This is a genomic window from Variovorax raffinosi, from assembly GCF_051216615.1.
Taxonomy (GTDB): domain Bacteria; phylum Pseudomonadota; class Gammaproteobacteria; order Burkholderiales; family Burkholderiaceae_C; genus Variovorax.
In genome coordinates this window covers 733,760-749,317 of sequence record NZ_JBPJZR010000001.1, presented here as the reverse complement: position 1 = coordinate 749,317, position 15,558 = coordinate 733,760, and the positions used below count along the sequence as shown (strand labels likewise).

The 15,558-nt window shown below is 70.8% G+C and carries 4 protein-coding genes; all 4 read left to right on the top strand.

Annotated elements, in window-relative coordinates; translation table 11 throughout:
• Positions 1-187: 187 nt before the first annotated feature.
• The 4 genes from ACSFB7_RS03440 to ACSFB7_RS03425 all read left to right on the top strand — a co-directional run bounded on the left by ACSFB7_RS03440 (position 188) and on the right by ACSFB7_RS03425 (position 15,460).
• Positions 188-12,694, top strand: coding sequence for a filamentous haemagglutinin family protein (locus ACSFB7_RS03440; RefSeq protein WP_435467070.1), 12,507 nt, complete (start codon positions 188-190; stop codon positions 12,692-12,694).
• Positions 12,695-12,879: 185 nt separating this feature from the next.
• Positions 12,880-13,557, top strand: a complete 678-nt coding sequence (locus ACSFB7_RS03435; RefSeq protein WP_435467068.1) for a S1 family peptidase — start codon at positions 12,880-12,882, stop codon at positions 13,555-13,557.
• A gap of 28 nt (positions 13,558-13,585) precedes the next feature.
• Positions 13,586-14,050 (top strand): YbaB/EbfC family DNA-binding protein, encoded by a 465-nt coding sequence (locus tag ACSFB7_RS03430; RefSeq protein WP_435467066.1) that lies wholly within the window; start codon positions 13,586-13,588, stop codon positions 14,048-14,050.
• Between the two features lie 12 nt (positions 14,051-14,062).
• Entirely contained in the window at positions 14,063-15,460 is a 1,398-nt protein-coding gene (locus tag ACSFB7_RS03425) for a trypsin-like peptidase domain-containing protein (protein WP_435467064.1), read from the top strand.
• The last annotated feature ends 98 nt before the right edge of the window (positions 15,461-15,558 follow it).

Here is a 15,558-nt window from a genome sequence, read left to right as displayed (position 1 = left end):
CCTCTTTGCCCGCGCACCATGACACCGGTGTGAAAAATGCAGCCGCTCGCATACCCCCGCAAATTTTTCCTGTCTTTTGCCTCCGCCGTGTCGGTCGCATCCGGCGAGCCCGGTCTCTTAACCAGGGCGCGGTGCAACACCGCCGTGCCACGCAATCACGCGAACGGGTTTTCCTCTGGGGTATGAAATGAGCAAACAGACATTCCGCCGCGCACCGGTCGCGCACGCGGTCGCCATCGCACTGGCCATGGCGGGCATCGCCGGCAACGCACAGGCACAGCGCGCGTTCAGCGCGGCATGGATGGCGCAGAAGAACGTGGCGCAGGGCACGGCGGCGGCCACGGGCTACCTGCCGAACGGCACGCCGGCCTCGATGCTGACGAACCCGCTGGCGCAGCAGCAGAAAGCCAATGAACAACTGCAACGCTCCATCGGCAACCTGAACCTCGCGGCGCAGGCGATTGCCGCGCAGCAGGCCGCGCAAGCCGCGGCACGGCTGGCCGCGCAGAACAACGGCACCGACGTGCCCGACGGCCTGGTCGAAGGCGGCCTGAAGGTCGACACCAACAGCCTCACGGCCGGCTGGCACAACGCGAACGCGCCGACGGCCGGCACGGCCGCGGGCCGCACCACGGTGACGGTGCAGCAGACCGGCGACAAGGCCATCCTGAACTGGGAGACCTTCAACGTCGGGCGCAACACCACGGTCGAATTCAGGCAGCAGGCCGACTGGGCGGTGCTCAACCGCGTGAACGATCCGGCCGCGCGCCCGTCGCAGATCCAGGGGCAGATCAAGGGCGACGGCACGGTGCTCATCGCCAACCGCAACGGCGTGGTGTTCAGCGGCAGCAGCCAGGTCGACACGCGCAACCTGGTGGCGGCTGCGGCGAACATCAAGGACTCGCAGTTCACCACCGGCGGCATCTATTCCAACGGCAACGCGCCGAGCTTCACCACGCTGAAGGAAGACCTGGGCAAGGTCGAAGTGCAGGCGGGCGCACGAATCACCACGAAGGAGCCCGGCTCCGTCACGCAGGGCGGCGGCTATGTGCTGCTGCTCGGCAAGGAGGTGTCGAACGCGGGCGAGATCGCCACCCGCAAGGGCCAGACGCAGATGGCGGCGGGCGACAGCTTCGTGATCCGCAAGGGCGTGGGCACCGAGGGCAACACCTTCTCGACCACGCGCGGCAATGAAGTGGCGCCGCAGTTCGAGCCCGGCAGCACCGCGGGCAAGGTGAGCAACACCGGCTTGATCACCGCGCGCGAAGGCGACATCACGCTCGCGGGCCGCGAGGTGCGGCAGGACGGCGTGGCCGTGGCCAGCACCACCGTCAACGCGCGCGGCACGGTGCACCTGCTGAACTCGGCCGCCGACACGCTCGGCAGCGTGGCGGTGGGCAAGGGCGCCGTCACGGCCGTGCTGATCGAGGACGACGGCAAGGCCAGCGCGCTCGACAGCCAGCGCGATGCGCTTTTGAAAGACTCGGCCGCGCAGGACGCACTGCGCGCGCTCGCGCCGGCGGGCCTGTTCGACAACCTCTCGAAGCTGTCGGACCGCCGCGACCAGTCGCGCATCGAGATCGTCTCGGGCGGCGACATCCGCTTCGAGGGCGAATCGCTCACGCTCGCCACCGGCGGGCAGATCGCCGCCAGCGCAGCGCGCCGCGGCTTCGTGGCCGACAAGGCGCGGCTCGACGTGTCCGGCGCGGTGGGCGTGAACGTGGCGATGGAATCGAACAACGTCAAGGTCAACGTGCAGGGCAACGAGCTGCGCGACTCGCCCTTGAATCGCGAGAGCGGCAAGCTCTTCAACAGCGACGTGTGGATCGACCGGCGCAAGCTGGTGCGCGTGGCGCCCGGCGTGGGTGGCTACGAAGGCGAGCGCTGGTATGCGGCGGGCGGCCTGCTCGAAGTCGGCGGCTACCTGGGCAACCAGGGCCATGGCATCGGCGAATGGGCCGCGCAGGGCGGCACCGTGGTGCTGGGCGGCAAGGAAGTGGTCACGCAGGCGGGCTCCAGCGTCAACCTGTCGGGCGGCACGCTGAACGTGCAGACCGGCTTCATCAACCAGACCTGGCTCAAGGGCAGCGACGGCCGGCTGTACAGCCTGGACAAGGCGCCGTCGGACATGGTGTTCGAGGGCGTCTACAAGGGCTTCGAGTCGGAGCACGCGCGCTGGGGCAAGAAGAACACCGAGTACTTCTACAACCCGCTGATCGGGCCGCAGCGCCTGCTGGAAAACGGCTACACGGTCGGGCGCGATGCGGGCCGGCTGGTGGTGAGCGCGTCCACGGCGGTGCTCGAAGGCGACATCGCGGGCGACGTGTTCAACGGCGCGCGGCAGACGCGGGCACGCGATGCCGTCGAAGACGGCTACAGGCAGGCACAGACGGCGGTGGCACGCGGCGGCGCACTGGCTGTGGGCCGCTACTCGGCGCTGGGCCGCGTGGACCTGTTCGACACCGACGTGCGTTTCGGTGACATCGCACAGGCAATGCAGCAGATGGCCGCGGCCGACGCGCTGGCCGCCGACCGCATCGGCACGCTGTGGCTGGACAGCGTGCACCTGAATGCGCAGCACCTGTCGGTGGTGGACATCGGCACGCTCGGCACCATCAAGGTCGAGAAGGCCCTGACGCTCGCCGACGGCGGCCAGGTGAGCCTGCTCGGCGCGTTCATCGACATCGGCGCCAACATCACGGCGCGCGGCGGCAAGCTGGAGGCTGGCAACATCTTCGTCTCGCCCGTGGACGGTACCCCGCCGCGCGCGCTGGCAAAGAAGAACGCGTCGTCGGTCACGCTGCGCGACGGCGCCACGCTCGACCTGCGCGGGCGACGCGTCGACGTGGGCACGTCTCCCGAAGACACGGCCGTGCTCGCGGCCCTCGACGGCGGCACGGTGCGCATCGAATCGACGCACGACGTGATGATCGAGACCGGCAGCCTGATCGACGTGTCTTCCGGCGCGGCGCTGCTGGCCAAGGGCAAGCAGAAGGGCGGCAAGGGCGGCAGCGTGGCGCTGGTGGCCGATTCGGCCGGCACGCCCACCGATGCCAAGGGTCTGCTGTCGCTGGGCGGCGAGATCCGCGGGCACGGCGTGAGCGGCGGCGGCACGCTGAAGATCGAGACGGGCAACGCGTTGGCCATCGGGCCGGACCCGTTCATTGCGGATGTGGCCGACACGTCGGTGCTGGTGCTCGATGCATCGCGCCTGCAGTCTGGCTTTGCCAGCTACGACCTCAACGGCCACAAGGGACTGTCGGTGACACCGGGCGCGCAGCTCGACGTGGCAATGCCGGTCTATCGCATCGCACCCGACACATCGGCGGGCAACGAAGGCGGCGTCGCGCTGCAACTCTGGACCCCGCCGCTGCTGCAGCAGGACGTGCCCAACCGGCAGGTGGTGCAGCGCCAGGGCGCCGACCTCGTGCTGCGCGCGCAGCGCCGCGTCAACGAAGGCGGCGACGTCGTCATCGGCGCGGGCTCGGTGGTGACGGTCGATCCGGGCCGTTCGATCCGCCTGCTCGGTGGCGGCAAGAGCAGCTTCGTGGTCGATGGCCGGCTCAACGCCTGGGGCGGCAGCATCGCCATCGACATCGAGGCGCCCGAATTCACGATGCCGAACAGCACGTCGCTGCAGGCGCACAACCGCTCGGTGTGGATCGGCGAGGGCGCGGTGCTCGACGTGGCGGCACGCGCGCAGACCGGCGTGGATGCGAGCGGCCGGCGCTACGGCACGGTGCGCAAGGGCGGCACCATTTCCATCGGCGGCGCGCTCGACTGGGAAGCCAAGGGCGCGGCCAAGGCGCTCGATCTGGCGCTGGTGATCCGGCCCGGCGCGGTGCTCGATGCCTCGGGCAGCAGCACGACGATCGATGTGCCCGCCGATGGCCGCTGGCAGGCGCTCGATGTCGCCAGCGACGGCGGCAGCATCGTGCTCAAGTCGGCGCACAGCCTCTACCTCGACGGCACGCTGCGCGCCCGCGCGGGCGGCGCCAACGCCGCAGGCGGCACGCTGGCGGTGGCGCTCGAGACGCCGGTGTTCTCGAAGCTCAACCCCGTCGACAACGAGGTCCGGCAACCGCGCGAACTGGTGCTGTCGCAGACACAGCAGCCCAGCGGATTGCCCGCGACGCTCAAGCCGGGGCAGATCGACGCGGCACTGGCCTACGGCAAGGGCCGGCTGAGTGTCGACCAGGTGCAGGCAGGCGGCTTCGGCAACCTGTCGCTGCTGGTCAACGGCCTGCTGAGCTTCGACGGCAACGCCGACCTGTCGACCGCGCAGAGCATGCGCATCTACGCCGGCAGCTTCGCGCTGGCCGACGGTGCGGCGGCCGATTCGCAAGTGCGGCTCGCGTCCTCCTACCTGCGGCTGGCCGGCACGACCAACGCGCCCAAGCAGGACGGCGAAGTGCTCTACGCCACCACCTGGCGCCAGGGCGCATCGACCCGCAAGAGCGATGCGGTGTTCACGGCCGAGGCCGACCAGATCGACATCCGCGACCGCGTGGGCTTTGGCGCGCATGGCGAGATCGCCATGAAGACCGGGCCCGCGCTGGTGGTCGACCGCCGCGGCTTCGACAAGGTGAACATGACCAGCCGGGGCGACCTGCGCATGCTGGGCGGCACGCCGACGCTCGGCCTGCTCGGCGCGACCACGACCGAGCTGGCCACGAAGGGCGACCTGACAATCACCGCCGCGCAGATCTACCCGGCCACCGGCGTCAATGCGCAGATCGTCGCGGGCTACGACAAGGGCCGCGTGCTGGACATCCGCCGGCAGGTCGAAGGCGAGGTGGCCATGCCGCAGTCGGCCTTCGGCATCCTGGCGCTCGGCGGCGACACGGTGCGCCAGGGCGGCATCGTGCGCGCCCCGCTGGGCAACCTGATCCTGGGGCAGGACGGCCGCAGCACCTACGAGGCGCGCGCCAGCCTGCTCGAGTTGCTGCCGGGCAGCATCACCTCGGTCAGCGGCGCCGGCCTGCTCATGCCCTACGGCGGCACGACCGACGGCATCGGCTACAGCTACGCGGGCAAGCCCATCGACAAGCGCGCCATCGGCACCAGCGGCATCTTGCTGACGGGCGACAGCGTGGTCGGGCAAGCGGGCGCGTTGCTCGACCTGTCGGGCGGCGGCGAACTCACGGGCGCCGGCTTCATCACCGGCCGCGGCGGCTCGGTCGACGTGCTGCGCACGCCGCTGGCCAATGCCAACCCCGCCAACACCTTCAGCAAGGCGGGCAACGGCGTCTACGCCATCGTGCCGGGCTTCAAGGGCAGTTACGCGCCGGTGTCGCCGGACGCGGGCGCATCGGAGCCGGCCATCGGCCGGCAGATCACGCTCGATGCCGACGTGGCCGGGCTCAAGGCCGGCACCTACACGCTGATGCCTTCCACCTACGCGCTGCTGCCCGGTGCCTTCCGCGTGGAACTGGGCGCCGAAAGCGCGCTGCCGACCGCGCCGCTGCCGGTGGGCAACGGCTCGCATGTGGCGAGCGGGCACCTGGGCATCGCCAACACGGCGGTGAAGTCTTCGTTGGGCAGCCAGCTCGTCATCACGCCGGCGGCGGCGGTGAAGCAGAACGCCACCTACAACACCATGGGCTACGACGCCTTCGTGACGGCCGATGCGGCGCGCCGTGGCGGCGTGCGCGGCGAGATCGCGGCCGACGCCCGCAACCTGCAGCTCGACTACTTCTATTCCAAGCCGAAGGACGGCGTGTCGATGCTGCAGTTCGACGGCAAGGCGCTGTTCAATCCGGCGGCCGGCAGCGCGGGCTTCGGCGGCACGCTCTGGGTGAACGCCACGGGCATCGAGGTGACGGCGCCTGGCGCCGGGCGCACGGCCGGGTTCGCAGGCGCGTCGGTGCAGGCCGGCCAGCTGAACGCCTTCGGCGCGCCACGGATGATCGTGGGCGGCAGGATCGACCTGGGCTACGCGGACAACTTCGCGACCTTCAAGTCGAATACCGGCCACATCGTCGTGCGCAGCGGCGCGACCTTGCGCGGCGCGGAAATCTTCCTCGTGGCCGGCGGCTACGGCGAGGGCATCCAGGTGGAGCAGGGCGCATCGCTGAACACGCTCGGCGCGGGCGCGCCGGCCTACGACTCCACCGACGGCGTGGTGTTCTCGGCGGGCCGCACCGCGGTGGTGGGACTGTCGAACGGCTGGATCAACCTGATGCCTCCCGTCAGCGAGGCCACGCCCGTCACCATCCAGATCGGCGAATGCCCGAGCGGCGCCTGCACCGGCCACACCACGCTGTACGGCCAGGGCACGCTGGCCGTGGCCACCAACCGCTCGTTCACGTTGGCCGACAACGTGCGCTACGGCGCCAAGAACCTGGTGCTGGCCGTGTCCTCGGTCAACCTGGGCAGCGAAGCGGCGCTGCAGCAGGCGGCTGCGAACCAGCAACTGCCGTTGGGCCTGTCGCTGAACCAGGGCATCCTGGCGAACCTGCTGGCCGGCAACAAGGGCGAGGGCGTGCCGGCGGTCGAGACGCTGGTGCTGAACGCGCGCGAGTCGGTCAACATCTACGGCGGGGTGTCGCTGGACACGCTCGACCCCGTGACCGGCGTGTCGTCCATCGAGCGGCTGGTGCTGGGCACGCCGGCCATCTACGGCTACGGCGGCGCGGGCGACACAGCGAAGATCACCACCGGCGAATTCATCTGGACCGGACTGACGCCGCGCCCGCCTGGCAGCGGCGAGGTCTTCCCCGGCCCGAACGCGCCGGGCGGTGCCATCGGCAGCCTGCTGGGCAATGGCACGCTCGATGTGTCGGCCTCGCGCATCGTGCTGGGCCACGGCCCCAACACGCAGCCCAACGCCGGCTTCTCGGCGGACCGGCTGGCGCTGGGCTTCGCCGTAGTCAACCTGAATGCGAGCGAGCGCATCACCGCCAACGACAAGGGCACGCTGGACGTGTACCACCGGCAGGGCGAGTACGTGGACGGCAAGGGCTACGACTACAGCGGCGGCCAGTTGAACCTGCGCGCGCCGTTGCTCACCGGCGAGGCCGGCTCGAACAACCGCATCACGGCGGGCGGCGACATCGTCGTGAGCGCTCCGGTGGGCGGCGGGCAGCCGGCCGGCAACGCGGCGCTGGGCGCGCAACTGGCGCTCGCGGGCCGCAACATCACCATCGACGGCACGGTCGGCCTGCCCTCGGGCAAGCTGCAGCTCACGGCCACCGGCGATGTGAGCTTGACCGCCAATTCGCGCATCGACCTGTCGGGCCAGGCGGTGAAGTTCTTCGAGCAGACGCGCTACAGCCGCGGCGGCGACCTGGAGGTGTCGAGCACGGCGGGCAACATCACGCAGGCGGCGGGTTCGGTGATCGACCTGTCGGCCACGTACAACCGCGGCGGCACGATGCAGGCCACGGCGCTGGGCGCCGGCGCGGGCCGCGTCGAGCTGGGCGGCCGGATTCTCGGCAGCGCCAGCGGCACTTATGACGCGGGTGGCACGGTCGTGCCCTACGACGCGGCCGAGATCAATGTGCGCGGCCAGAGCGTGGCCGACTTCGCGGGCCTCAACAAGCGCCTGAACGAAGGCGGCGTGACCGGCGCGCGGCGCTTCCAGATCAAGCAGGGCGACCTCGCCATCGGCGACGAAGTGAAGGCGCGCCAGGTCGAGGTGACGGTGGACGGCGGCAGCCTCACGGTGAACGGCCGCATCGACGCCAGCGGCTTCCAGGTCGGCTCGATCCGCCTGGCGGCGAAGGGCGACCTCACGGTGAACGGCACGCTCGATGCGCACGGCACGGGCCTGCGCGTGGACAGCTACGGCAAGATCATCGACAGCCCGAACCGGGCCATCGTCGACCTCAGCACCATCCGCGGCACATTGACGCTGGGCAGCGGCGCGAACATCGACCTGCGCGCGGGCACCGGCGTGAGCGCGCAGCAGGGCAACGACGGCGCGCCACGCGGCACGCTGTCGCTGAACGCACCACGTCGCGGCGACGACGACGTGGCGGTCACCGTCAACGGCACGCCCGCGATCCAGGGCGCCAAGAGCATCGCGGTCAACGCCTTCCGTACCTACAGCGACCTGCCGTACGCCTTGGCGCCCGACGTGACTGGCCGCACGCCGCAGCTCATCACGCAGAAGTTCTTCGACGACGTCGTCGACCCGGACAACAGCGCCTTCATCGACAAGGCGCTGGCCAACACATCGCTGTCGGCGCGCCTGGCGGGCCTGGGCAGCTACCACCTGCGCCCCGGCGTGGAGATCGTCAGCAAGACGGCCGACGGCGACCTGAGCGTGGTCGGCGACATCGACCTCTCGGCCTACCGCTACGGCCCCGGCGCCAACCGCAACGACCCGGCGCGGCGCGGCTTCGGCGAGCCCGGCGTGCTGGTGGTCCGCGCGGGCGGCAACCTCAACATCTACGGCAGCATCAACGACGGCTTTGCGCCGCCGCCGGCCACGCCCGACGACAAGGGCTGGTACCTGACCGAGCAGCGCTCGAAGTTCGGCATTCCGTTCACGCCCGACGGCGGCGACATCGTCGTGCCGATCGACGGCGTGGTGCTCGACAAGGGCACCGTATTCCCCAAGGACGCGCTGCTGAACTACGACGTGCCCGCCGAAGCCATGGTGCTGCCCGCCGGCACGGTGCTGCCGGTGACCGTGACGCTGGGTGCGGCCTACACGCTGCCTGCCGGCACGGTGCTGCGCGCCAACGTCTACTACGCCGACGGCCGCACCATCCGCCTGAAGGCCGGCACGGTACTGGGCGAGGCCGTGGTGCTCGACAGCGGCATGAAGCTGGGCGCCGGCACCTCCCTGGGCGGCGACGCCAGCGTGCAGGCGCTGGTGTGGCCCAAGGGCGTGCGCATGCCGGTCGCGATGAAGGCCGACGGCACCATCGCACTGGCGCGCGGCGCGCTGATTCCGTCGATGACCGATGTCCAGTTGCCGAACGACGAAGCCGTCAACCTGCGGCCCGTGATCGACGGCGTACAGGGGCGCAACTGGGCCGTGGCACCGATGCTGGGGCAGGGCGCCAGCAGCTGGAGCCTGCAACTCACGGCCGGCGCCGACCTGGACTCGGCAGACCGCCGCGCGGTCGATCCCGCAAAGCATGGCTCGCTCATCCTGGCCGACAGCCACGCGATGTACGACGTCAGGCTCACGCCGGGCGGCAGCGGCTTCGTGTGGGGTCCGAACGGGCCGATGTGGGGCCACGACGAGGGAACGCCGATGGACCCGCTGGATTTCGAGGCGGGCTACTGCGACTGGGGTGGTGCGGGCACCTGCGTGATCGACCCGCTGCGCATTTCCCATCTCTGGGGCCCCAAAGCCGTTGACTGGGACGCGAGCTTCATCGAGGGAACGCCGGTCGCTCCGGAATACGTCACCGTCTGCGAGTGGGGGCCGGGCATCTGCACGGACGTCATCAACCCCGTCAAGGATGTCACCAAGTACACGCCGTTGTCGCCGATGTTCAGCGTGCTGCGCACCGGCACCGGCGACCTGGGCCTGGCAGCGGCCGGCAACCTCGTCATGGAGTCGCCCTTCGGCGTCTACACGGCCGGCACGCGCTCCGCGCCGCTGCTCGACGCCAACGGCCTGGACCCCTTCAACCTGCCGCGCGGCAACGCCGTCGGCGGCTCGGTGATCGGCCCGCAGACGGCGGACTACGGCGCCGCGCTCGCGGCCTACCAGGCCTGGTACCCCGAGCACGGCGGCAATCTCGACATCGCGGTGGGTGGCAACGTCACCGGCGATGTCTGGGGCAATTTCTCGGGCGAGCGCGCGCAGGTGCCGAGCGCCGCGGTGGGCAGCTGGCTGTGGCGACAGGGCTCGGGCACGGCCCTGGCCGGCAGCGACCGCATCGCGACGGCCTGGTGGATCAATTTCGGCGCGTATGCGCTGCCGGCCGCCCAGCAGTTCAGTGCCGACAGCAGCCCCGAGCCCTACCTGGTGGGCTTCACCGGCATGGGCACGCTGGGCGGCGGCAACCTGACGTTGCGCGCGGGCGGCGACGCCGGCCTGACCACGCGGCTGGGCAACGGCCAGATCTGGCAGCGCAGCGAAGCCATCGTGGCGGCAGTCGGCAGCACCGGCCGCGTCGACGCGAACGGCCAGATGACGCTCACCGGCGGCGGCGACTTGCAACTGCGCGTCGGCGGCGTGATCAATCCGAACCTTGCCGCGGCGCAGTACGCGAGCTCTGGCTCCAACGCGCAGTACCAGGACCTCAACGGCGCGCTGGTCAACCTGCGTGGCACGACCGCCGTGTCCGCCACCGCCATCGGCGGCATCGAGCTGAGGTACCGCAAGGCCGAGCGTTCGCTTCCGGGCCAGGAAGGCGATGCGATGGACACGCGCTCCATCGACCCGTTCACCTCGACCATCGGCATCGCCAATGCGGGCATCGTGCTCGTGCCGGGCGATTCGGCGATGTACCTGGACACGCCGGGCGACCTGGTGCTCACGAGCGTGGTCGACGCGGGCCGCGCGCGGGTGCCGAACAGCTCGGCCTTCAGGTTCGGCGGCCAGGACTACGGCATCGGCCAGAGCTGGTTCACGCTGTGGACCGACCGCACCGCGATCAACCTGTTCAGCGCCGGCGGTAATCTCACGCCCGGCACCGACCTCGCCAACTTGCAGCCTGGCGGCAGGTACGGGGGCAGCATCAACATGAGCGACAACGTCACGGTCTACCCGTCGATCCTGCGCGCGACGGCGGCCTCGGGCAGCCTGTACTTCGGCTTCTCGGCCGCGCCGGCCGTGGAGGCTCCCGGCCGCGCGCTGGTGCTCGCGCCGTCGCCTTCGGGCGCGCTCGAGTTCCTGGCGGGCAACTCGCTGTTCGGCGGTGGCTACCCGGTCGGCATGTCGGGCGCGGTCACGCCGCTGCCGACGCCGTTGGCGCCCGCGTTCGTGGGCTACGACAATCTCCAGCGGCCGGTGGTCTACAACACCAGTTCGGAAGGCTCGATGATCGGGTCGCCCGCCGTGCCGAACTACGGGGCGGTCGACAACTTCCCGCTGTTCGCCTTCGGGCCGGACACGCTGGGCAGCCGTGCGCTGCACGCGGCCGATGCGCCGCCATCGCTGTTCTATGCGGTCAAGGGCGACATCCTCGGGCTGGCCAGCGGCACGGCCCGGAAAGTGACGGCTGCCGGCCTCCCGACCGTCGATACCTGGAACCGCTCGGCCGCGCCGGCGCGCATCCGCGCCGGGCGCGACATCGTCGGCACCGACGCGCTGATCGTCAACAACGACCCGCGCGACGTCTCGCTGATCCAGGCCGGACGCGACATCCTCTATGCGAACGTGCGGGTCGCGGGCCCCGGTGCGCTGGAGATTTCGGCCGGCCGCCACATCACGCAGGACGACCGCGCCAGCGTGGTGAGCAAGGGCGCGCTGGCCGAGGGCGACACCCGCCCCGGCGCCAGCATTTCGATGATGGCCGGCATGGGTGCCGGCGAGCTGGACTTCTCGGCCATCGCCGAGCGTTATCTCGACCCCGCCAAGCGCGCCGCATCGGGCCCCGGCGAGTCGCTGGCCAGCCAGCCGGACCGCGTGGTGAAGACCTACGAAGTCGAGCTGGCCGCATGGCTGGCCGAGCGCTACGGCTTCGCCGCCACCAGCAAGGACGCGAAGGACCCGGGCAGTGCGCAGGCGTACTTCAAGACGCTGGCGCCGGAGCAGCAGCGCGTGTTCTTGCGCAGCGTGTACTTTGCCGAGCTGCGCGCCGGTGGCCGCGAATACAACGACGTGAACGGCCCGCGCTACGGCAGCTACCTGCGTGGGCGCGGCATGATCGCCACGCTGTTCCCCGACCTCGACGCCGCCGGCCAGGAGATCGTGCGCAAGGGCGACATCATCATGTACGGCCCCTCGGGCGTGCACACCGATTTCGGCGGCGACATCCAGATGCTGGCGCCGGGCGGGCAGATCGTGGTGGGCGTTCAGGGCGCGGTGCCGCCGGGCAGCGCGGGCGTGATCACGCAGGGCATGGGCAACATCCAGTTGTTCAGCGAAGGCAGCCTGCTGCTGGGCCTGTCGCGGGTCATGACCACCTTCGGCGGCGACGTGCTGGCCTGGTCCGAGAAGGGCGACATCAACGCCGGGCGCGGCTCCAAGACCACGCTGGTCTACACGCCGCCCAAGCGCGTGTACGACAACGTGGGCAACGTGAAGCTGTCGTCGCAGGTGCCCAGCTCGGGGGCCGGGCTGGCAACGCTCGCGCCCATTCCGGAAGTGCCGGCGGGCGACATGGACCTGATCGCGCCGCTGGGCACCATCGACGCCGGCGAGGCGGGCATCCGCGTGTCGGGCAGCGTCAACCTCGCTGCGCTGCAGGTGGTGAACGCGGCCAACATCCAGGTGAAGGGCGAGTCGGCCGGGCTGCCGGTGGTGGCATCGGTGAACGTCGGTGCGCTGACCAACGCCAGCGCCGCCGCCTCGCAGGCCACGGCGGCGGCACAGGATGCGATGCAGCGCGATCGCGCGGCGGCGCGCCAGAGCCTGCCGTCGGTGTTCACGGTGCGCGTGCTGGGCTTCGGCAACGAGGGCGCGGGCGAGGGCGCAGCGGCGCCCGAGCCGCACGGCGCGGTGGCCACCAAGGTGGGCTACGACTTGAACAGCCCCGTGCAGGTGCTGGGCCGCGGGCCGCTGGGCGATGCGCAGAAGGCGAAGCTGACGCCGCAGGAGCGGCGCCTGCTGGGGCAGTGAAGGCGAAGGGCGGAGGATGAGGGGCGGAAAGGTCTTTACATGAAGCTTTTGTGACAAACGGCAGTCGCGCGTGTCGCGCTTCGTCTTAGATGCAGCGCCTTCGCGACCGCCTTTGTGCCTTCATGCCTTCCGCACCTTCATCCGCCTGCCTTCGTCTGCTGTTGTCAGCGCGTCTTCTTTTCTCCATGGCGGCGGCCGTTGCCAACCCGGCATCGCCGCCGGACACCAACGCCAGCGGCGTCTTCCTCAACGAAGCCGGCGACGTGCTGACCGCGCGGCATGCGGTGTCGGACTGCCGCACGCTCTTTGCCGTCAAGGGCGCGCAGGTGGCGCAGGCCACGGTGATCGCGGCCAGCCCCGAGCTTGACCTCGCGGTGCTGCGCACCACGCTCAAGCCCTACCTGAGCGCCACGCTCTCGCGCACCGATGCCGCGCCCGGCCGCAGCATCGGCGTGTTCGCCGAGGCCTATGCCGTGCTGCAGCGCCTGCCCGACCGCGCGGCCCTGCTCAGCAACGCGATGACCGTGCCCGGCGCCGAAGGCCTGCAACTGCTGTCGGGCGTGCAGCCGGGCGCCAGCGGCAGCGCGGTGCTGGGCGCCGACGGCCTGCTGCTCGGCGTGGTGGTGGAGCGCGTGGCCGCCGCGCCGCATGCCTCGGGCATGACCACCCTGAGCCGCGCGGCATCGGCGGCCGGCGTGAAGGGCGGCGCGACCCAGGTGCGCGCGGTGCCCGCGTCGCAGGTGCGGCAGTTCCTGGACAGTCACGGCATCGCCTTCACCGAGAGCGACAGTCCCCAGTTGAGCCCGATGCAATCGCCGGCGGCCAGGGCGTCGACCCTGTCGGTCGGTGTGCTCTGCGGCTGACCTCACATTTCATTTTTTCGAAAGACCCATGAACGCTTCTCCCACAACGCGGCCCCGCTGGGGCCGCCTGCGCCTGGCACTGGGCTGGCTCGGACTGGGCCTTGCGAGCGCCACCGTGCCCATCGCTGCTCCGGCGCAAACGCAGCAGCAGGTGCCGCAGCACTGGGTCAGCTACGCCAACCTCGCGGGCAACCAGTTGCAGTCGTCGCTGAGCGACCCGGCCAACGAAACCGTGGTGCGCCTGCACGCCTGGATGCAGGAGCGCATGCTGAAGGAAGGCCAGTCCGTGCCGCCCGCGCCGGTGGTGGTGCGCGTGTGGGTGGCCGCCAACGGCAAGGTCGAGCGCGTGGCCTTCGACTCGCTGGGCAATGCGCAGGCCGACGCCGACCTGCGCGCGCTGCTCACCGCGCAGCCGCTGGCCGAAGCGCCGCCGCGCGACATGCGCCAGCCGATGGTGTTGCAGCTCACGCTGAGCTTCGTCACCAACACCTGAACGGTGTCGCGCATGAGGACGTCGCGCGCCGGTGGCTGGCGCCGTGCCGGCGTGGCAGCGGCGTTGGCCTTCGCCGGCCTGATGCCCTGCCTGTCGCTGCAGGCCGCGATGCCGTGGCCGGCTTCGGGGCTTGCGCAACTGGTCAAGACCTATGGCCCGGCCGTGGTTCACATCGGCGTGGAGCGGCCCTCGGTGCCGGTGCGCCGCTACAGCGACCGCTGGCTGGTGCCCGCGCCGGGCACGCTGCCGCAGCAGGGCGGCATGGACGAAAGCAGCCTGGGCACCGGCTTCATCGTGAGCGCCGACGGGCTCATCCTGACCAACGCGCACGTGGTGGCGCGCGGCACGCAGATCAACGTCAAGCTGCCCGACCGGCGCGAGTTCAAGGCGCGGCTGATCGGGCTCGATGCGGTGGCCGACGTGGCGCTGCTCAAGATCGACGCGAGCGGCCTGCCGACCGTGCGCATCGGCGAGCCGGCCAGCGTCGAGCCCGGCGACGGCGTGGTGGCCATCGGCTCGCCCTACGGCTTCGGCAACTCGGTCACGGCCGGCATCGTCAGCGCCAAGGGGCGGCTGCTGCCGGGCGCCGAATACATGCAGTTCTTGCAGACCGACGTGCCCATCAACCCCGGCAACTCGGGCGGGCCGCTGTTCAACCTGCGCGGCGAAGTCATCGGCATCAACTCGCGCATCTACAGCCGCAGCGGTGGCTACCAGGGCCTGTCGTTCGCCATTCCCATCGACGCGGCCATGCGCATCAAGGACCAGTTGCTGTCGAGCGGCACCGTCACGCGCGGGCGCATCGGCGTGTCCGTGCAGGAGGTGGGGCAGGCGCTGGCCGACACCTTCCGCCTGCCGCGACCGGCCGGTGCGCTGGTCAACTACGTCGAGCCGCGCGGCGCGGCCGACCGGGGCGGCCTGAAGTCGGGCGACGTGATTCTTTCTGTGCAGGGCCGCGAGGTGGTGCAGGCTGCCGATGCGCTGGGCTTCATCGCCGACCAGGCGCCGGGGGAGACCATCCGCCTGATGGTGTGGCGCGAGCGCGCGGAGCAGGTGCTTGAAGTGAAGGTGGAGGGCTTCGACACGCCGCGCCTGCAGGCGGTTGCCGCCGATGCGGCATCGGCGCCGTCGCGGCTGGGTTTCGCGGTGCGGCCGCTGGCGCCTGCCGAGCGGCAGTTCCTGCGCGTGGAGGGCGGCTTGCTGGTGCAACGCGTGAACGCGGCCGCCTCGCGCGCGGGCGTGCAGCCGGGCGACCTGATCATCGCGCTCAACGGCCAGCCCATCGACAGCGCCGAGGCGCTGGTGCAGGAACTGGACGTGGCGGACGGCTCCGCGGCCTTGCTGGTGCAGCGCGGCAGCACGCGCATCTTCGTGCCGATCTGCGCGCGGGCGGACATGTCGCGTTGCTGAGGACGAAGTAGGAAGAGGGCGGCACCGCGTGTGGGAAAAGCGGCCGTGTTGCAGGCGCCATCAGGGTCACGGGCGTTCGCACGGAAGAACGAGGCGAA